Source organism: Lysinibacillus capsici (genome assembly GCF_003367505.1).
GTDB lineage: Bacteria > Bacillota > Bacilli > Bacillales_A > Planococcaceae > Lysinibacillus > Lysinibacillus capsici.
The window spans coordinates 54,536-75,489 of the sequence record NZ_PXXX01000007.1; the positions used below are offsets into that span (position 1 = coordinate 54,536).

Sequence of the window (20,954 nt, forward strand, 5' to 3'; positions counted from 1 at the left end):
AAGCTCACCTCACTGTAAATATTCTGACTGTACTGTAGATGTCTTATTAAATAAAATACGATCTTCACCAATTAAAATAATTTCGTGCCAAGGTATCATTTCACTAACTTTCATTTTCTTTTTTTGGAATGGTAGTTTATCTTTCACAATTTCAAAACCATGTATTTTCCCTGTTTGCACATCTAATAGGCATTCTGTATGTGCCAGGATGCCAAAATGTACGCCACCCTCAATTTGAATTAACTCCTTATCCACCATCTCAGATAGTAGCATGCCTCATCTCCCTCCTTGAGCCGTTACCTCAATATATGCGGACTTTTTGCAAATCGTGACCCCTACCTAAAGTACGAATATGTTGCATTTCCATCGCCTTCTGTATATAGTGTATATATACAGTTATAAGAGGTGATGATTTGTGCATATCCATTTAAGTAATGCGAGTGAAAAACCTATTTATGAGCAAATCACCATACAGCTCAAAGAGGCTATTTTAGCTAATAAATTACAGGCTGGTGATGCACTACCGTCTATCCGCGCTTTAGCAAAGGATTTAAAAATAAGTGTGATGACCACTAAACGTGCCTATGCTGATTTAGAGCGAGATGGTTTCATTGAAACTGTCGCTGGTAAAGGGAGCTTTGTCACAGAACGAAATCAAGACTTTCTACGTGAGGAGCTATTACGGCAGGTAGAGGGGCATTTGCAAAAGGCAGCAAAAATAGCGAAAACCGCTGGACTTTCTGGTGAAGAATTACAAGAACTACTATCTTTAATGTTAGAGGAGGATAAGTAATATGAATGCCATTGAAATTCATGATCTACATAAGGGCTTTGAAGGCTTTTTTCTTAAAGATATAAGTTTTTCCGTCCCACAAGGCACGGTAATGGGTTTTGTTGGAGAAAACGGGGCTGGCAAATCAACAACGATAAAATGCATGCTGAATTTAATAAAAAAAGAATATGGCGAAATTTTGCTATTTGGCAAAGATCATGTCGAACACGAACTATCGATAAAAAACGACATCGGCGTTGTATTTGACGATTTACATGTACCAGAAACGCTAAATGCGACGCAACTCGACAAAATCATGAGAAAAGTATTTCAAACATGGGATTCAGACTATTATTTTGAAAGATTAGCTCAATTTAAGGTGCCAAAGAGGAAGAAGATAAAGGAACTATCACGAGGAATGAGGATGAAGCTATCAATTGCCTTAGCATTGGCACATCATCCAAAATTATTGATTTTAGATGAGCCAACAAGTGGATTAGACCCTATTATTCGGGATGAAATTCTGGATTTATTTTTAGCATTTATGCAGGATGAAACGCACAGCATTTTATTTTCATCGCATATTACAAGCGATTTAGAAAAAATTGCTGACTATATTACGTTAATTCATAATGGTGAGATTTTATTGAGCGAGAGTAAAGATGCTCTATTATATGAATATGGTATTTTCAAAGGTAACAGTGAGGAAGTAAACGACTTGCCAGAGCATGCTATTCTAAGAACCCGTCCTGGTGCGTTTGGAATAGAAGCATTAGTTCTGAAAAATGAAGTAAATGAGGCTTTCAGACTTGAAAGGCCTTCTATAGAAGATATCATGCTATTTTTCGTGAAAGGTAGTGTTTAAATATGGTAGGACTTATCCTAAAAGATTTAATGACCATTCAACGACAAATGAAAGCACAAGCATTTGTTCTTATATTTCTTCTTGTGATGGCGATTTTTATGCAGCAAAGCGCAATGCTTCTAGCTGTTATTGTTTTTATTGTTACGATACAAGCGATAACTGCGCTTAGCTACGATGAACAAAGTAAGTGGGATAAATACGCTAATACTTTACCAATTTCTAAAGCGGATATCGTTTTTAGTAAATATATACTCAGTGTGATGTTAATGATTTTCGGACTTGTTATGGCATTACCTATCCTATTTTTTATCAATTTTTTTACCAATAACGACATCACTTCAGAATTTTTCCTAACGTTTAATTTGATCATAACATCGGCGCTCTGTTTATTAGCCGTATTACTACCTATCTATATTAAATTTGGCTCTATTAAAGGAAGAATAGTCCTCATTGCGTTTTGTTTTATTCCTGGCTTCTTAACGGGGATGTTTAAAGAATATATCCCTGATATGACTCAAACGTTTCTATATTTAAAGCAATATGTCTATTTAGCACCTTTGGGCGGGCTAATACTGCTCTGCCTCTCCTCTCTAGTTTCTACTGCTATTTATAAAAGAAAAGAGTTTTAGGAGGGATCTCATGCGAGCACTGTTGTTACAAAGAATTGTCGTACAAAAATGGACTATTCTTTTTACAATGACGATATGTTTACTTCTTCATTTTGTACATTTACCTTTTGTAGATAGTCCTTCTATCGGATTATTTGTTGTCGTTATTTCAGCCAACATCGTAGATAATTTATATAGAGGCGACCGTCAAGTAAAGTGGACAATGTATGTCAATACGCTACCTCTATCAAAGAAAACACAATTGCAATCCGATTTTTTATTTTGCTATGGTCTTATTGCATTGCTCTTTATTATCCTTGCGCCTATGTATTTCTCACAACCTGATGCATCTGAAAATTTTATCGAGCATCTTGCTATGTACTTTGCTTATATAAGTAGCGCCTCTTTCCTCATCTGTAGTCAATTTTATATTCAGCATCTTGATGAAACAGAGAGAATGCGAACGGTTAGAATGCTTACAGCTATTGTGCTTATCATTCTGCTAAATTTTGTTATTCATTATTATTTATCACTAGTAGCTGCAAATTTAATTATCTTATTCATACCAACACTGGTTAGTATCCTCATCACTTTTCTTGTGTTTCACAAATGTCTTTATTTATATTTGGCAAAGGAAATTTGCTAAACATTCATCAAAAAATAGGCTGCCTTATTTGGCAGCCTATTTTTAATTGTGTTGAATAGCAAAACAGTCAATTAAAAGGAAATGGATTTCATTGCAGGCTACTTGCTTTCCTATGAGCATATGCAGAGCGGCTTCCTTCGCTACCTCTCCATTTAGAGAGGGTGACATGTCTCGCTATCCCCGGGAATCAAGTACCTTCCTCGCCAGTTTAATAAAGTGTTACCTTTTGGGTAAAGGTTTTCACTACTCATTTTATGGAGGGCTGTTGTCACTTATCCACATTGAAAATAAATGCCAATCTCCTATCTAATAATAGCTTGAACAAATGCTATCTTATTAAAATATCTTTATTCGCTAGGACCTATGATTGAGATAGCTGGCTCTGCTTTTAAAATTTTAGCAATCAGCCGATCCACTGACTCCATCGATACGGCATCTATCGATTTAAGAACCTCGTCTACTGTTCGATGCTTGCGATGAACAAGTTCACTTGTTCCATTTCGATTCATACGAGCTCCCGTCCCTTCTAATCCAAGGACAAAGCTTCCTTTAAGCTGCTCTTTCGCATTATCAAGCTCCTCCTCTGTCACACCACCCGCTACAATATCTAATAAAGTGGCATCAATCGTGTGCTGAAGCTGTGCTAATTGCTGTCGACTAGTACTACCATAAATCGTAAAAGCACCTACATCTGCATAACACGATTGATAGGAGAAAATAGAATAGGCTAGCCCACGTTCTTCTCGTACTTCCTGAAACAATCGAGAACTCATATTGCCTCCAATTATATTGTTAAGCGCAATAAAGCTATACATATCTGGATCTTTTACACCAATTGCTGGATAGGAAATCGCGACATGTGCCTGCTCTGTATCGCGTATTTTTGTAATTTCCCCTGGATAAAATGAAGGATTTGTCAGGACAGGCGCAATAGCATGCGGTGAAGGTTGATAGTGACCAAATAAATCTTCAATCGTTTGCATAAGCTGAGATGAAATATTACCTGCAATAGAAATAACAACGGACTCTGGCCCATAATGTTTATCCATATATTTTCGTATAGCATCTGCTGTAAATGTCTTTAATGTAGCAGCCGTACCTAGTATTGGACGACCGAGTGCATCATTCGGATACATGACACCCCACAGCTTCTCATGAACGTCATCATCAGGAGCATCTTCGCTCATTAAAATTTCTTCTAATACTACTTGTCGCTCTTTTTCTAATTCTTCTTCCGCAAAGGTAGAATTGAAAAACATATCTGCTAGTATTGTGACCGCAAGCTCCGCATGATGATCTAAAACTTTAGCATAGTAACATGTATTTTCTTTCGATGTGAAGGCATTTAGCTCTCCTCCGATTCGATCAAATTCTTCAGCAATTTGACGAGCTGAACGAGTTGTTGTGCCTTTAAACAACATATGCTCAATAAAATGTGTGATACCATTCTCTTCAGGTAGCTCATAGCGAGAGCCAGCATTCACAAAGATACCTAATGCCACTGATCTTACATGATCAATTTGCTCTGATACAATTCGAACACCATTCTGACATGTATGTACTTGAACCAAACTATCTCCCCCAATTATAAAAATCCTCTACTTTTCTTCTTGCTACTATCGAAAAAGGCTGCGCAATTTACGCAGCCTTTTAATCAATATTATTTTTCTTGTTCAGCGCGCTCTTTTTCCTCTTGAATTACTACTTTGCGAGATAAATTCACACGACCTTGCTTGTCGATTTCAATCACTTTCACAAGTAATTGATCGCCAAGTTTTAAGACGTCCTCCACTTGCTTTGTTCGTTCCTCTTGAATTTCAGAAATGTGAAGCAAGCCATCTTTCCCTGGGAAGATTTCGCAAAAGGCGCCGAATTTTTCAATACGTTTCACTGTTGATAAGTAGTATTCCCCTACTTTTGCTTCACGTACGATATCTTCAATAATTTGTTTTGCACGTGCATTCATTGCTTCATCAGCAGAAGAAATATAGATTGTACCATCTTGCTCTGTATCAATCTTAACGCCCGTTTCTTCAATAATTTTATTAATTTGTTTACCACCTGGTCCAATTACATCACGAATTTTATCAGGATTAATTTTTACAATAACAATTTTTGGTGCAAACGCAGATAATTGTTTACGTGGCTCTGGCAGTGTAGCAAGCATTGATTCAAGAATATGCATACGTCCAACTTTTGCTTGTGTCAGTGCTTCTTCTAAAATATTGCGAGATAAACCATCAATTTTAATGTCCATTTGTAGAGCTGTTACACCTTTAGCTGTACCAGCCACTTTAAAGTCCATATCGCCTAAATGGTCTTCCATTCCTTGAATATCCGTTAAAATAGAATAATGTTCACCTTTTTTAATAAGGCCCATTGCAATACCTGCAACTGGTGCTTTTAATGGGACACCTGCATCCATCATGGCTAATGTAGACGCACAAATAGAAGCTTGAGAAGTTGATCCGTTTGATTCAAGTACTTCTGATACACAACGAATTGTATAAGGGAAGACCGACTCATCAGGAATGACTGCTTCAAGTGCACGCTCACCTAACGCACCATGACCAATTTCACGACGACCTGGCCCACGAATTGGACCCGTTTCCCCTACAGAAAATTGTGGGAAGTTATAATGGTGCATAAAGCGTTTTGACTCTTCCACACCCAAACCGTCAATAATTTGTACATCACCAAGCGCACCTAATGTACAAATAGAAAGTGCTTGTGTTTGTCCACGTGTAAACAGACCTGAACCATGTGTACGTTGTAATAAGCCTGTTTCAGAAGAAAGTGGTCGGATTTCGTCGAGCTTACGACCATCTGGACGAATCTTATCTTCCGTGATTTGACGGCGTACTTCTTCTTTTACCATCTTGTCAAGAATTGTGTACACTTGTTTCATTGTTTCGTCATCTGCTTCTTGCTCTTCATAGGAAGCGATAACTCGCTCTTTAACAGCTTGAATTGCCTCATCACGAGCATGTTTCTCTGCCGTTTGAATTGCGTCATGCATATCAGTCTCACAAGCTGCTTTTATATCGGCTTGAATTGCTTCGTCAATTTCAAATAGTGTCACTGGTAACTTTTCTTTACCAACCTCTGCCACAATTTGCTCTTGGAAAGCAATGATTTTTTTGATTTCTTCATGACCGAACATAATCGCTTCTAACATGATTTCCTCTGGTACTTCAAGTGCTCCCGCTTCAACCATATTGATAGCATCTTTGTTCCCTGCTACAGACAAATGAATTGTTGAGCGATTCGATTGCTCTACTGTCGGGTTTACAATGAATTCTCCATCAATATAACCAACTTGTACACCTGCTATTGGCCCATCAAATGGAATATCAGAGATCGCTAATGCTAATGATGAACCAACCATTGCTGCCATTTCAGATGTACAGTCAGGATCATTTGACATAACCATAGAAATAACTTGTACTTCATTACGGAAACCATCCGGGAACATCGGACGAATCGGACGGTCGATTAAACGGCTTGCTAAAATCGCCTTTTCAGATGGACGTCCTTCACGCTTAATAAAGCCGCCAGGAATTTTACCTGCAGCATATAGACGCTCTTCATAGTTTACTGTTAATGGGAAGAAATCAAGTGGTTTAGGTGATTTTGACATTGTTGCTGTAGCAAGTACAGAAGTATCGCCATAGCGTACTAATGCGGCTCCGTTTGCTTGTTTTGCTAACTGTCCTACTTCAATTACAAGTGGACGGCCAGCCCATTCATAGGAATAGACTTTCTTTTCGTTCATTCAATGAACCCCTCTCTATTATAAAAACACTTACTTCGTCTGTATGTACTAATAGTAAGTGTACCAAAAATGCTTGTTCTATGCTAAATAATATTTCATGAAATAATCATACATTTAAATTCAGTTATTGCCAATTTATTTAAGATTTATTTCATTATTTTATTGAAAAAGCATTTTTGGTATATGGTTTTTTCTATATTGATTCCTTCTTGACGAAAAGTAATGTATGTAAATGGAAATAACTGCTTCGCTAACATTAGTTTTTCAAATACAAGTTTAAACAATAGACTTATTATAACATGGAGCTTATCATACAACATCCTATAAGGTAAAAGAAAGTTGGATCATCTAGGAAAGTTAGTAAGTCAGGCAAATAATAGTCGGGATTTACATAGTGTTGAAAAGTAAAACCATCAATAGAATTTTTGTGAAAGTTGCGTAAGTGAGTAAAACTGGATCATCGGACGCCCAGTGAAACGGAAGTCACCCCCTCACCTTGCAAAAAGGGCTTTTCTGCTAGTGACATTTCTTTTTTCAACAACTTAAATACCCCACCCATATAATGGGCGGGGTATATTCAGACTAATGAGTAGTCTCCTAATATAAGATATGTAAAAAGTTTATTATGTAATTTTAACAGGTTGAACAACTTCTTTTTTCTTATTTCTCGCCATCTTTTCACCTATGATTGGCATAATGAAGCGGTCAAGCCCGAATTTCCCAGCATTATAACCAGCAACGGCTATAAAGATTGCAAGTAAAATATCCCAAGGATTGCTAGATATAGTACCTGCCATTAGGAAGGCAAAATTCATGACCATACCAAAAAATGCAGCATATGTCGTTAAGCACCCCAGAATTAATCCTAGCCCTACTAAAAATTCTCCCCAAGGCACAAGAATATTAATTAGCTCAGCATTTGGCAAAGCAAATGATTCAATAAACTTTACATACAGTGGGTAGGCGAGCTCTTCTCCACTTGTCACTGGATTTGCAATAGCATTGGCTAAAAAGCCAGATGCATCAAAGCCATTAAACAATTTTCCCCAACCTGCTGTAAGCCAATGCCAGCCTAAATAAACACGAATAACTGTTAAAATACTTGCAACAATATTATTCTCTCTTAATAATTGGTTAAACATCCTACTCACCCTTCTAAATGATTTAGTTTACATTTCACCAACTATTAACATAGAAAGTTTTCTAACCCATAGCCATCGTTTACTAGTATTCAATGATAGCATTTAGATTGTATGATTGACGCTTATGTACCAATTTTGAGCCTCTATCCTATAATTTGCTGGATTGTATTTCATGAAATATAATAGCAATCTAGCCTTCAATTTATCTACTTCAATTACACTTGCAAATGATGAACGCAATGACTATAAATGGGCTGTGAAATGTGATTAGAATATATCACCCTTTTATCAAGTATCAAATCATTTTTATCTATCGTTCATCGTAGTGTAAAAAAGTTATGGCTTATTGTTGAACAAAATTAACAAGATTATCTCAAAAAAAGACTGTAGACAAACATCAGTTTGTCTACAGTCTAATATAGGATTACTTTTGCTATTAATTAGCGACGTAAGCCTAAACGGTTGATTAATTCACGGTAACGTTGTACGTCTGTTTCACGAAGGTATTTTAATAAGTGACGACGACGACCTACCATTTTAAGAAGACCACGCTCAGAGTGGAAATCTTTTTTGTGAGTACGTAAGTGAGTATTTAGAGCATTGATTTCCTCTGTTAATACTGCAACTTGTACTTCTGGTGAACCAGTGTCACTTTCGTGAGTACGGTACTCAGCGATAATTTCGTTTTTACGTTCTTTTGTAATAGCCATTTGTATGGACCTCCTAAATTATAATTAATCCCCATTAGCACAGTAAACGTTGGAGTCATCGATATACCGAGCTAAGGTTAAGCATTTATGCACTTATGAATATTACCATAAATCACATAGTCAAGCAAGTAAAACGTCGACTTGGCTAATGTGACTACAGTAATGAAGTACTTCTTATAGCTGGTTAAAGTAACGTATTGCTTCTTGTTTATCCTTTTCAATTTGTGTTTTCAAGGCCTCAATACCATCGAATTTCCGTTCACTTCGTATACGTTTATACCATGCCACATGTACTTCTTCACCGTAGATATTTTTATCAAAGTTTAAAATATGGACTTCAATCGATAATTGCTTATCATTTGGATCTTTGAAAGTTGGCTTATAGCCCACGTTGCAAACACCATCATACCAGTTATTTTGTACAAGCAGACGAACAGCATAAACACCACTAGCTGGAATAAACGTTCCTTCTAATGCTTGGACATTTGCAGTAGGGAAACCAATAGTACGACCACGTTTATCACCATGGACAACAATCCCATTGATTTCAAACGGTCTCCCTAATAAAACTGTTGCTTCTTCCATATCGCCTTCTTGTAATAGCTTGCGTATACGGGTAGAGCTGATTTTCTCAACATCATCTGTTTTCTTCTCAACAATTGTAACGCCATAATCACCATTACTTAATAAACGCATATCTTCCATTGTTCCCTTACCAAATGCTCCAAACGAATAATCGAAGCCAGCTGTCACATGCTGAATATTTAATCCACGGATAAATGTATCAATAAATGCCGCTGGTGAAAGTTTGGCAAAATCTGAAGTGAAGTGGACAACGAATACCGTATCCACACCCTGTTCTTCAAACAGCTGTAATTTCTGTTGTAAGAGTGTAATATAAAAAACCTTTTCGTTACGTCCACCAAGGACTAATGAAGGATGTGGATCGAATGTCATCACTGCAGTTGGAATTTGTCGCTTGTTGCCCTCTTCCTTAGCTGCCTTGATAACTGCTTGATGCCCTCTATGTACACCATCGAAAAAGCCAAGAGCTAATGAATACGGCTGCATGCTTTCTCGTTGCTGTAATTGATGTGGGTATTTTAAATGAATGACCTCCATTGAAAAATCCTCCTACTCTATCGTCGGAAACATCTTATGTGGCTTCATCAAACCATCCTTTGTTGGGTGAGCTTGATAAACCGCAACTGCCTTTCCATTGATTCCATACACAATTTTATCATGACTATTTAATAATGCATCTGCTGGAAGCACTTGTCCATTGAAAATTTCTTTTTCATTGGCATTCGTAATTTCAATATATGGATAGTCTGCTAATGCATACTCGACAGGTAAAATGCAGGAAGCTACTTGCTCAGTCTCCATTAGCTCAGCAACCTGTGCTAACGTAAAACAATTATCCTGTGTAAAAGTACCAGAAGCAGTACGTACAAGCTCCTTCATATGTGCTGGATAGCCAAGAGCCTCACCAATTTGCACAGCTAGTGTTCGAATATATGTCCCTTTACTACAAGCGATACGTACTGGAAATGTGATTTCTTGTCCCTCATAATGTGCTAGCTCATCAAGTAGCTCTAAATTATAAATTGTTACTTGGCGAGTTGGTCTTTCAACACTTTCACCTTTTCGCGCATATTCATAGAGGCGCTTCCCATTAACTTTTACTGCTGAAAACATGGGTGGTGTTTGTTCAATAACTCCAGTCAATGAAGCTAAAACCTCTAACAACTGCTCACGAGAAAATTTTTTTATCGTAAGATCTTCTTCAACGGTTTCACCTTCTGCATCCTCGGTTGTCGTGGTACGACCGATTGAAATGATTGCTTCATAGGTTTTCCCTGCGTCAGTTAAATATTCTGCTATTCGAGTTGCTTGGCCAATACAAATTGGTAGTACGCCCTCAACACCTGGATCCAGTGTACCTGTATGCCCAACTTTTTTTGTCCGCAAAATTTTGCGTAATTTAAAGACACAATCATGGCTTGTCATGCCTCTTTCTTTCCAAAGCGGTAAAATACCGTTCATATAGCTCCTCCCAAACTGCTTACTCTATCATTTATTTATTCATTGGCAATATAACTTTTTCCATGAAGCTAAAAAGTCTGCCTGCATAAACATGCATGTGGCAGACTTTTTTAGCTTATTCTTTGTGTAAATCTCTTAACAATGAATCAATACGGTTCCCATATTCAATCGATGAATCAAATTCAAAGATTAATTCTGGTGTACGTCGTAAACGAATGCGTGATCCGATTTCAGAGCGAATAAAGCCCGAAGCTTTTACTAAAGCTTTAAGCGTTTCCTCTCGTTCACGTTCGTTGCCTAAAGATGTAATATAGATTGTCGCTTGCTGTAAATCACCCGTTACTTCAACACCTGTAACAGTCACAAAACCAACACGCGGATCTTTTATTTTACGGCCAAGAATATCACCAAGCTCCTTTTTCATTTGCTCGGCAACACGGTTTGAACGTAGAGACATAATTTGTCACCTCTATTTCGATGTACAGATAGTTGTGTGTTCCATGCCTTCGTAAGCTAGACAACTATCTACTACTACTTATAAATAATCTCGCCACACATTAAGCTGTTCCCATGACGGATTTGACTCTAAATAGTGGAGCGCGTGATTAATTTCTCGTTCAGCTGCTTCTTTGGACGAAGAAACAGCAACAAGTGCTAATTTCGTACGCTGCCATACATTTTGATGGTCAATTTCCGCAATAGAAACGTTAAATTTCTGCTTTGTGCGGGTAATCATACGCTGTAAGACAGCACGCTTTTCCTTTAACGAATGGGCAGTTTGAATGATAAATTCAACCTCTGCATACACGATCATTAGGCGCGTTTAACCTCTTCCATAATATAGGCTTCAATAATGTCGCCTTCTTTAATATCATTGAAGTTTGTAATCGTAATACCACATTCGTATCCTTTTGCCACTTCTTTTACTTCATCTTTGAAGCGTTTAAGCGTATCTAGCTCACCTTCAAAAATAACGACGTTATCACGGATCACACGTACACCTGAATCACGTGTTACCTTTCCTTCTGTTACATATGAACCAGCAATTGTACCAACTTTTGATACTTTAATTGTTTGACGAACTTCTGCTTGACCAATAATTTTTTCTTCAAATTCAGGATCAAGCATACCTTTCATTGCTTGTTCAATTTCTTCAATTACTTTATAGATAATGCGGTGTAAGCGAATATCTACACCCTCTTCTTCTGCTGCACGTTTTGCGTTAACATCCGGACGTACATTAAATCCAATAACGATGGCATTAGAAGCTGCTGCAAGAGAAATATCAGATTCGGTAATAGCTCCAGCACCTGTATGAATAATTTTCACATTTACGCCTTCCACATCAATTTTCATTAGGGAGGCTGCCATAGCTTCAACAGTACCTTGAACGTCAGCTTTCACAATTAAGTTGAGCTCTTTCATTTCGCCTTGGCTCATTTGTTCAAATAAGTTATCAAGCGTTACACGTTGTTTTTCTGAACGTTGTGCTTGAATCGCTGACATTGCTCTTGTTTCTCCAACTTGACGTGCTGTTTTCTCGTCTTCAAAGACAACGAAACGGTCACCTGCTTGAGGTACATCATTTAAACCTGTAATTTCAACTGGAGTTGATGGGCCAGCTTCTTTTACTCGACGACCTTTGTCATTTACCATCGCACGTACACGACCATACGTATGACCTACAACGATTGGGTCACCTACTTTTAATGTTCCATCTTGTACTAAAAGCGTAGCAACAGAGCCACGACCTTTATCAAGCTGAGCTTCGATTACTGTTCCAAGTGCTAAACGTTCTGGATTTGCTTTAAGCTCGCCTACTTCAGCTACAAGTAAAATCATCTCTAACAATGTATCAATGCCTTCACCTTTTAAAGCTGAAATTGGAACGAAAATTGTATCTCCACCCCATGCTTCAGGAACTAAGCCATGTTCTGTTAATTCTTGCATCACACGATCTGGATTTGCCGATGGTTTATCCATTTTATTCACAGCCACAATTATTGGTACTTCAGCAGCCTTGGCATGATTGATCGCTTCTACTGTTTGTGGCATAACACCATCATCAGCAGCTACAACTAAAATTGTTAAATCCGTTACTTTTGCACCACGCGCACGCATTGTTGTGAAAGCCGCATGTCCTGGTGTATCAAGGAATGTAATTTTCTTGTCGCCTTCTGTAACTTGGTATGCACCAATATGTTGTGTAATACCACCAGCTTCTCCTGCTGTTACTTTTGTATGGCGAATAGAGTCTAATAAAGTTGTTTTACCATGGTCAACGTGACCCATAATTGTTACAACTGGCGGACGTTCTGATAAATCTGCCTCGTTTACTTCTTCTGTTTGCTCGAAGTGTGTTTCTAAATCCGTAATATCTACACGAATTTCTTCTTCCACTTCTACACCGTAGTCTGCGCAAATTAATTCAATTGCATCCTTATCTAATTCTTGGTTAATTGTTGCCATTACGCCAAGCATGAATAATTTTTTAATGATTTCAGATGGTTCACGGTGTAATTTTTTTGCTAATTCTGCAACTGATAATGATTCAACAAAAGTAATTTTTTCTGGAAGTTCCTTTTGTTTCACTGGAATTGATGGTTGATGCGTTTTTGGATGGCGACGTTTGCCTCCATGAATCCCTGGTTTTGGACGTTGGTTGTAACCACCGCCACCTCTACGATTATTATTGTTATTATTATTATTTTGTGTCATATTTCTATTTTGATTACCTTTTGTATTCTTAGATTTTTCGTTAGACGAATTTGAGTTTTGCTGTGCATGTTGCTGATTGTTTACTTTTGGCTTAGAAGTAGCAGATTGCTGCCTTTGTCCTTCTTGCTTTTTCACCGAATGCTGTGGTTTTTGCTGGCCATTTGATTGAGGTTTTTGTGCCATGTTTTGAGTTGATTGTTTTGCTACATTTTTCTCAGGTGTTGCTTTAAATGTTTGATTTAACTTTGCCACAGCGTCTTTTTCCAACATAGACATATGGTTTGTTACACTCACATTTAATTTACTTAGTGCTTCAATAACCTCTTTACTCGTTTTATTCACTTGCTTCGCATATTCATGAACTCTGATTTTGGTCATCTGCTCACCCCCGATTAGTTTTCGTTGAGTAGACTAGACAATTTACTTGCAAAACCTTTATCGGTAATAGCTAAAGCCACACGGGCCTCCTTACCTGTAGCATGTCCTAGATCATATCGATCTCCAATTACATGATACTCAACGTTGTAGTACGTGCACTTATCTTGAATTTTTTTACTAGAGTTTTTAGAAGCATCGTTTGCAAGCAGTACTAGTTTAGCATTGCCATTGCGGACTTCCTTTACTACTAACTCTTCTCCTGAAATCACCTTACGTGCTCTTGCTGCGATTCCAAGCAAATTAAATATTGCTTGATTTATCATAAAATTGACTCCCTACGAATCAGCAAAATAAGTTCCTCGTATATTTCTTCAGGAATTTTCACATCAAGTTGGTGCCCTAATACATTTTTCTTACGCGCGAGGTCAACTGCCTGCTCTGATTTAGAGACATAGGCACCACGCCCAGGCTTTTTCCCGGAGACATCTACACTTACTTCGCCCTCTTTCGAACGAACAACACGTATCATCTCTTTCTTTGGTAGCATTTCTCCAGTTGCTACACATTTACGAAGAGGTACTTTTTTGTTTACAGCCATAAGAATCACCATTCCTCTCTGAAGCTTGTCGTAAGAGGTGGACAAGTCATGCTCTACTTGACGCTCTGACAGTATTCAGTCGGCGTAGGGGGCCCACTGAATACTGTCAGCTACTTGTCACACGGGCTTTCTTACTTATTCTTCGTCGTCTTGATATAAGTCAACTGCTACATCATCAAAATCACTTTCTTCATCATGAGCAGGGATGAAAGTGCTTGTAGCCGAAGGATAAATACCTAATTCACGAGCATCAGTCTCACTCTTAATATCAATTTTCCAGCCAGTAAGCTTCGCTGCTAGACGAGCATTTTGCCCACGTTTACCGATAGCTAGAGATAATTGATAGTCTGGTACAACGACTGTTGTCGACTTTTCTTCTTCATTCACTTGTACATCTAATACTTTTGATGGGCTTAATGCATTAGCTACAAATACAACTGGGTCTTCAGACCATTCTACGATATCAATTTTTTCACCATTTAGTTCATTGACAATTGTTTGTACACGAGCTCCCTTTGCCCCAACACATGAACCAACTGGATCCACTTCCTCATTATGAGCGAAAACAGAAATTTTAGAGCGATCTCCAGCTTCACGTGCAATTGATTTAATCTCTACAATACCCTCATAAATTTCAGGTACTTCCATCTCAAATAATCGACGTAATAAACCAGGATGTGTACGAGACACAATCACTTGAGGTCCACGAGTTGTACGTTCCACTTTTGTAATATACACTTTAATACGATCATGTGGATGATAAGATTCACCTTGGATTTGTTCATTAACAGGCAATGCTGCTTCTACTTTCCCTAAACCTACATAGATATTACGAGCATCTAAACGTTCAACAACGCCAGTTACGATATCATCTTCACGGTCTACGTACTGCTCATAAATTAAACCTCGTTCCGCTTCACGTACGCGTTGTGTAACTACTTGCTTTGCTGTTTGTGCAGCAATGCGTCCAAAGTTACGTGGTGTTACTTCCTGCTCCACGATATCCTCTAGCTGATAGGCTGGATTAATGACTTTTGCATCTTCTAAAGAAATTTGCAAACGATCATCTTCTACCTCTTCCACAACATCTTTACGTGAAAATACACGAATTGAGCCCTTATCTAAATTTAAGTCTACTCGAACATTTTGTGCTTGGTTAAAGTTGCGTTTGTAAGCTGTAACTAATGCCGCTTCAATGGCTTCGATTAACACATCTCTTGAAATTCCTTTTTGTTCTTCTAGCGCATTCAGCGCATCTAACAAATCACTACTCATTTTGTTTTCACTCCTAAATATGCTTTATGCAGAAAAATCGATGGCAAGTCGTGCCAATGCGATTTTTTCTTGTTCAATTGTTACTGTTATTTTACGTGTTTTAATACGCACTTCCATCACTAATGTATGTTCATCGTATGACGTTAAGTAGCCTTGGAATTCCTTCATGTCCTTGATGGGCTCATAGGTTTTTACATAAATAAACTTGCCAACTGCTTTGACAAAATCCGTATCTTTTTTTAATGGACGTTCCGCTCCAGGCGAAGAAACTTCTAAATAATAGTTTTGTGTAATTGGATCTTTTTCATCCAATAACAAGCTTAGTCGTTCACTCACTTGAGCACATTGATCTATGTCAATTCCACCCTCAGGTGTATCAACATAGACACGTAAAAACCAGTTTCGTCCTTCTTTTACGAACTCAATATCCACTAGCTCAAGATTTAACTCATCCACAATTGGTTTAGCGAGCTCTTCAATTAAAGATGGTACTTTGCTCATTATTTCCTCCTGTATTTATCAAATTCTAGCGTATGAATTGTTCATCACTATCAGGTTAACGCAGTAATGAACCATAATAAAACAGAAATTCCACCAGTTGCTTTGGTGAAATTTTACGGTCTTACCTGCTGTTAGTCAAAATTTGTTTTGCTACGGTTAAACAACAGAAAAGAGCGGGTATGCCCCACTCTTTTGCTGGAAAAATATCAACAAATTATTACCATTAGAATAGCACAGTTCTCGACACAATGCAAATTTCCTTCATTATAGATAACCATATTGTGTCAGGAATTTGAATTTACATTGTGACCTTTCCATGCAAAACAATTGTAATACTAGAATAGCGATAACTGATTAGCATCAGGCATGCCTTCTAAACAACCAAGCTGGTCCATGTATTCGATAAGCGTTTTGGAAACACGACCACGTTGCTGTAAATCTTCCTTGGATAAAAACTCTCCCTCTTCACGAGCAGCTACGATCGTTTTCGCCACGTTGGTTCCAAGACCCGGAATTGCATCGAACGGAGGGATTAGTGAATTGCCATCAATGACAAACTCACTAGCTTGGGAACGATATAGGTCAACCTTTTGGAAACTCATACCTCGCTCACACATTTCTAATGCAAGCTCCAGCACCGTTAATAAGTTTTTCTCTTTAGTGGATGCATCTAAGCCTTTCATATTGATTTCATCAATCCGTGCTCGAATCATTTGCGATCCTTGCACCATTGCAATTAAATCAAAATCATCTGCTCGAACTGTGAAATACGCTGCATAATAAAGGATTGGAAAATGTACCTTGAACCAGGCAATTCGTACTGCCATTAGCACATATGCTGCGGCATGGGCTTTCGGGAACATGTATTTTATCTTTTTACAAGATTCAATATACCAACCTGGTACTTTATTGGCGAGCATCTCGGCTTCAAATTCTTCTGATAATCCCTTCCCTTTACGAACAGATTCCATAATTTTGAAGGCTAGTGACGGCTCTAGACCTTGATAAATTAAATACACCATAATGTCATCACGACAACCAATTACTTCTTTTAGCACACATGTACCGTTTTGAATTAATTCTTGTGCATTCCCTAGCCATACGTCTGTTCCATGGGAAAGTCCAGAAATTTGTACAAGTTCCGAGAATGTCGAAGGCTTCGTATCTTCTAGCATTTGACGTACAAAACGCGTACCGAATTCTGGTATACCTAGTGTCCCTGTCTTACAGCCAATTTGCTTTTCTGTAACACCTAAAGATTCAGGAGAACTAAAAATTTTCATGACGACAGGATCATCGGTCGGAATTGTTTTAGGATCGATTCCCGATAAATCCTGTAACATTCTGATCACCGTTGGATCATCGTGTCCAAGTATATCTAGCTTTAAAATATTGTCATGAATAGAGTGGAAATCAAAATGGGTTGTACGCCATTCTGCATCCTGTGCATCTGCAGGGAATTGCACTGGAGAAAAATCATAAATGTCCATATAATCTGGAACAACAATAATTCCTCCAGGGTGTTGCCCAGTTGTACGTTTTACTCCTGTACAGCCTTGAACTAAACGATCAACTTCTGCTCCACGAAAATGTAAATTATGATCATTTGCATAGCCTTTCACATAGCCATATGCTGTTTTCTCCGCAACTGTACCGATTGTTCCAGCACGGAATACATAATCCTCACCAAATAGCACCTTTGTATAGTTGTGCGCTTGAGGCTGATATTCACCCGAAAAATTTAAATCGATATCTGGTACCTTATCACCTTTGAATCCAAGGAAGGTTTCAAATGGTATGTCTTGTCCATCTTTTTTATAAGGTGTTCCACATTCCGTACAGTCTTTATTTGGTAAATCAAAGCCTGAGCTGACAGATCCATCATCGAAAAACTCGGAATGTTTACAACTAGGACAAATATAGTGAGGCGGTAATGGGTTAACCTCTGTGATTTCCATAAAAGTGGCTACTAATGAGGAACCCACCGAACCACGTGACCCTACCAAATAGCCATCAGCTAATGATTTTTTCACTAGCTTGGCAGAAATTAAATAAATTACACCAAAACCGTGTCCCAAAATCGATTTTAACTCTTTTTCAATTCGAGCTTTCACAATTTCCGGTAACTCCTCACCATAAATACGATGGGCCATTTCATAAGTTAAATTGGTTACTTCATCATCGGAGCCCTCAATTTTTGGTGTATATAGGTCATCCTTAATCGGTTTAACGTCCCCAATACTTGCTGCTACTTTTTGAGCATTCGTCACAACCACTTCTTTTGCAAGGTCCGGTCCTAAAAAATCAAATTCTTTCAGCATTTCATCAGTTGTTCTAAAATGGACTTCTGGTAGCTTAGAACGATTTAAAATATTTGCTCCACCTTGTGAACCAATAAGTATTTGCCTAAACATCCCATCTGTCGGATCTAAATAATGAACATTTCCAGTTGCAACAACAGGTTTATCTAGCTTCTTCCCGAGTTTAACAAGTTTACGGATAATATCTTCTAATGTCCATTCATCACGTACAACATTGCGTTCGATTAATGGTGCATATACAGCCTTCGGTTGCACCTCAATATAATCATAAAAACGAGCGACTTTCTCTGCTTCCTCTGGAGACTTATTCATCATTGTTTCGAATACTTCACCATTACTGCAACCTGATCCAACTAATAAACCCTCACGATATTGTTCAAGCACAGCACGTGTCACCCGAGGAACACGATAGAATGTTTTTGTATGAGAGTGTGAGACGATTTTAAATAAGTTTTTTAAGCCTGCATTATCAACTGCTAAAATTGTACAATGCATAGGTCTACCTTTTTTATAAGCATCCCCACCACCAATATGCTTATTGAAGTCATCATGGTATTTAATAGCTAGCTCATCAGCATCCTTTAATAGCTGCAGCAGTAGAAATCCTGTCGCCTCTGTATCATAAATTGCTCGGTGATGCTGTGTTAATTCAATATTGAATTTTTTACACAGTGTATTCAAGCGATGGTTTTTCATTGTAGGATAAAGCAATCTTGCTAGCTCTAATGTATCAATGACAGGATGGACTGTGTCTTCAAGACCAAATTTTTTATAGCCTGTATATAGGAAGCCAATATCAAATGATGCGTTATGAGCGACAACGATTGCATCTCCAATAAAGGCATGAAATTCTTTAATGACCTGCTCTACCTCTGGTGCATTTCGAACCATATCATCCGTAATACCTGTTAATTCAATGGTAGTAGCCGAAAGTGGATGATGTGGATTTGCAAAACTTTCATATTTATCAATAACTTGTCCATCTTTAATTTTAACTGCAGCCAATTCAATAATGGTATCATATGCAGTTGATAGCCCTGTCGTTTCTACGTCAAAAACAACATACGTTGTGTCTGCCAATAAACGATGCTCTGGAGCATAGGCAATTGGTACACCATCATCAACTAAATTTGCTTCCAGACCATAAATAATCTTAATGCCATGTTTCTTGCCCGCTGCATATGCTTCAGGGAAAGATTGCACCACCGCATGATCTGTAATAGCTATTGCTGGATGCCCCCACTTTGCAGCTTGAGCAACAAGCCGATCAACAGGTGTAACAGCGTCCATTTGGCTCATTGGTGTATGCAAATGTAACTCAACACGCTTTTCACCCTCTGGTGCTAAATCTTGTCGTGTTTCTTTTTTGATTTCATTAATATCATTCGCCATAACGATTAAATCACGAATAAACGTATCAGTTTGCACAGAGCCTCGAACTTTAACCCACATGCCCTTTTTCAGATGTTGCATTAATTCAGCATCATCATTGTCACGAGAAAACATTTTAACAATGATGGAATCTGTATAGTCGGTAATTTTGATTTGTAATAAGGAGCGTCCACTTTTTAATTCTTTTATTTCCGTATCAAAGACAAATCCTTCAATAATAACACGGCGTTCTTCTTCAACAATCCGTTTAATTTCCATGATTTCATCATCTTTAATATGCATCCCAAGTTGGAATGGACGGTCGCCAAGGTTGGCCAGTGCCGGATTGTCTTTCTTCTCTTGCTCACGCTTTTGGAAATCTTGCATCGCTTGCTGTGCCAGAGCCACTTCTTCCAGACGTTTCTGCTCCATAAATGCTTCCTGTGCCGCTATCATTTCTTCCGTTTCTTCTTGTAGCACAAAGTCGATTGCCATACGAGGGAAACCAAATTGACCATAGCTTTCTGCTAGTTTGTCCGCATACTTCGTTTTGAGCATCATAAATTCCATTTCCTGCATACAGGATAAAGTCATTTTTTGGCCGTTCCATGTTGGTATTTGAGTGATGAGACAATTTTTAAGCGTTGGAGCCATCTCATCAATTTGTTCCACAACATTTAGCCAGTACGCTTGCACAAGTTCCTCTGTGACATTTTTTTCTAATGTTTCAAATGTCGTATTAACTTGTGCTATCGCTGAAAATTTCTCTGTCAAATGCGTACGGAAAAGCTGATATAGCGGAAACGGTAATATATCCTTTAACTTAATTGTGAAATGCCAAAGTCTATCCTTTTTATGAACTGTCAGGCGTGATAGTTCACCTTCCTCAAAAAATGACATATATACATCATCTGTTAACTCTAGTTGTTGCAAGAGCATTCGAAGTCTCATTCTTGCCTCTTGTTGCTGTTCCAATCTAATGACACCTACTTTCAGAAAGAGGCAATTTCTTTAGCCTCATGTTCTAATTCGTCTCAAACGCATGATGAATTCAAGAAAAAAATTCGCTCCCACACTGCGGGCGCTCTTCAAGTTTAACAGATATTTTACCATCTGTTGTTGCTTGCTTGGCTCACTGTCCCGCAGAAGTGTCGCGAATTATTTATATCTATCTTATCAAAATTATACGAAAGCCTCTATTAAAAGCATCAAATTCTAATTATCACCA

19 protein-coding genes are annotated in these 20,954 nt (G+C 38.1%); 4 read left to right on the top strand and 15 right to left on the bottom strand.

Features of this window, described 5'->3' with window-relative positions; genetic code table 11:
- Nucleotides 1–9: 9 nt before the first annotated feature.
- A complete protein-coding gene (locus C7B89_RS03570) occupies nucleotides 10–273 on the bottom strand; it encodes a YlmC/YmxH family sporulation protein (protein ID WP_004224966.1) in 264 nt (87 codons plus the stop codon).
- 142 nt (nucleotides 274–415) lie between these two features.
- On the opposite strand from C7B89_RS03570, the gene C7B89_RS03575 reads away from it, so the two are divergent.
- The 4 genes from C7B89_RS03575 to C7B89_RS03590 are packed head-to-tail and all read left to right on the top strand — an operon-like array spanning nucleotide 416 to nucleotide 2,891.
- Nucleotides 416–793: a GntR family transcriptional regulator gene (locus C7B89_RS03575; protein ID WP_048391548.1), complete on the top strand. Its 378-nt coding sequence runs from the start codon at nucleotides 416–418 to the stop codon at nucleotides 791–793.
- A 1-nt stretch (nucleotide 794) separates the two neighbouring features.
- Entirely contained in the window at nucleotides 795–1,637 is an 843-nt protein-coding gene (locus C7B89_RS03580; protein ID WP_004224974.1) for an ABC transporter ATP-binding protein, read from the top strand.
- A gap of 2 nt (nucleotides 1,638–1,639) precedes the next feature.
- Entirely contained in the window at nucleotides 1,640–2,266 is a 627-nt protein-coding gene (locus C7B89_RS03585) for an ABC-2 transporter permease (RefSeq protein WP_048391550.1), read from the top strand.
- 10 nt (nucleotides 2,267–2,276) lie between these two features.
- Nucleotides 2,277–2,891, top strand: a complete 615-nt coding sequence (locus C7B89_RS03590; protein WP_115673180.1) for an ABC-2 transporter permease — start codon at nucleotides 2,277–2,279, stop codon at nucleotides 2,889–2,891.
- Between the two features lie 347 nt (nucleotides 2,892–3,238).
- On the opposite strand, the gene C7B89_RS03595 is transcribed toward C7B89_RS03590, so the two are convergent.
- The 14 genes from C7B89_RS03595 to C7B89_RS03660 form a co-directional block, all read right to left on the bottom strand.
- Nucleotides 3,239–4,462: a M16 family metallopeptidase gene (locus C7B89_RS03595; RefSeq protein WP_048391554.1), complete on the bottom strand. Its 1,224-nt coding sequence runs from the start codon at nucleotides 4,460–4,462 to the stop codon at nucleotides 3,239–3,241.
- 89 nt (nucleotides 4,463–4,551) lie between these two features.
- Entirely contained in the window at nucleotides 4,552–6,666 is a 2,115-nt protein-coding gene (gene pnp / locus C7B89_RS03600; RefSeq protein ID WP_048391556.1) for a polyribonucleotide nucleotidyltransferase, read from the bottom strand.
- A gap of 623 nt (nucleotides 6,667–7,289) precedes the next feature.
- Complete coding sequence (locus C7B89_RS03605; RefSeq protein WP_115673181.1) at nucleotides 7,290–7,808, bottom strand: DoxX family protein; 519 nt, start codon at nucleotides 7,806–7,808, stop codon at nucleotides 7,290–7,292.
- Between the two features lie 440 nt (nucleotides 7,809–8,248).
- Nucleotides 8,249–8,518 (bottom strand): 30S ribosomal protein S15, encoded by a 270-nt coding sequence (gene rpsO / locus C7B89_RS03610; RefSeq protein ID WP_004224992.1) that lies wholly within the window; start codon nucleotides 8,516–8,518, stop codon nucleotides 8,249–8,251.
- A 174-nt stretch (nucleotides 8,519–8,692) separates the two neighbouring features.
- The gene (ribF, locus tag C7B89_RS03615; protein WP_004224996.1) at nucleotides 8,693–9,640 is read right to left on the bottom strand and encodes a riboflavin biosynthesis protein RibF; all 948 of its coding nucleotides are present in this window, start codon (nucleotides 9,638–9,640) and stop codon (nucleotides 8,693–8,695) included.
- A gap of 12 nt (nucleotides 9,641–9,652) precedes the next feature.
- Complete coding sequence (gene truB / locus C7B89_RS03620) at nucleotides 9,653–10,564, bottom strand: tRNA pseudouridine(55) synthase TruB (protein ID WP_004225000.1); 912 nt, start codon at nucleotides 10,562–10,564, stop codon at nucleotides 9,653–9,655.
- 115 nt (nucleotides 10,565–10,679) lie between these two features.
- Nucleotides 10,680–11,021, bottom strand: coding sequence for a 30S ribosome-binding factor RbfA (gene rbfA / locus C7B89_RS03625; protein ID WP_004225003.1), 342 nt, complete (start codon nucleotides 11,019–11,021; stop codon nucleotides 10,680–10,682).
- A gap of 78 nt (nucleotides 11,022–11,099) precedes the next feature.
- Nucleotides 11,100–11,378, bottom strand: a complete 279-nt coding sequence (locus C7B89_RS03630) for a DUF503 domain-containing protein (protein ID WP_008178987.1) — start codon at nucleotides 11,376–11,378, stop codon at nucleotides 11,100–11,102.
- Nucleotides 11,378–13,660: a translation initiation factor IF-2 gene (infB, locus tag C7B89_RS03635; protein WP_048391561.1), complete on the bottom strand. Its 2,283-nt coding sequence runs from the start codon at nucleotides 13,658–13,660 to the stop codon at nucleotides 11,378–11,380. Before infB ends, C7B89_RS03630 begins: the two co-directional genes overlap by 1 nt.
- 14 nt (nucleotides 13,661–13,674) lie before the next feature.
- Nucleotides 13,675–13,983 (bottom strand): YlxQ family RNA-binding protein, encoded by a 309-nt coding sequence (locus C7B89_RS03640; RefSeq protein ID WP_004225011.1) that lies wholly within the window; start codon nucleotides 13,981–13,983, stop codon nucleotides 13,675–13,677.
- Nucleotides 13,980–14,258, bottom strand: a complete 279-nt coding sequence (rnpM, locus tag C7B89_RS03645; protein ID WP_004269250.1) for an RNase P modulator RnpM — start codon at nucleotides 14,256–14,258, stop codon at nucleotides 13,980–13,982. The genes C7B89_RS03640 and rnpM overlap by 4 nt, the downstream gene beginning before the upstream one ends.
- A 135-nt stretch (nucleotides 14,259–14,393) precedes the next feature.
- Nucleotides 14,394–15,533 carry a transcription termination factor NusA gene (nusA, locus tag C7B89_RS03650; protein ID WP_048391564.1) on the bottom strand — a complete coding sequence of 380 codons (1,140 nt, stop codon included), beginning with the start codon at nucleotides 15,531–15,533 and terminating at the stop codon, nucleotides 14,394–14,396.
- A 24-nt stretch (nucleotides 15,534–15,557) separates the two neighbouring features.
- Nucleotides 15,558–16,034: a ribosome maturation factor RimP gene (gene rimP, locus C7B89_RS03655; protein WP_004269252.1), complete on the bottom strand. Its 477-nt coding sequence runs from the start codon at nucleotides 16,032–16,034 to the stop codon at nucleotides 15,558–15,560.
- A 335-nt stretch (nucleotides 16,035–16,369) separates the two neighbouring features.
- A complete protein-coding gene (locus C7B89_RS03660) occupies nucleotides 16,370–20,701 on the bottom strand; it encodes a PolC-type DNA polymerase III (RefSeq protein WP_115673182.1) in 4,332 nt (1,443 codons plus the stop codon).
- Between the last annotated feature and the right edge of the window lie 253 nt (nucleotides 20,702–20,954).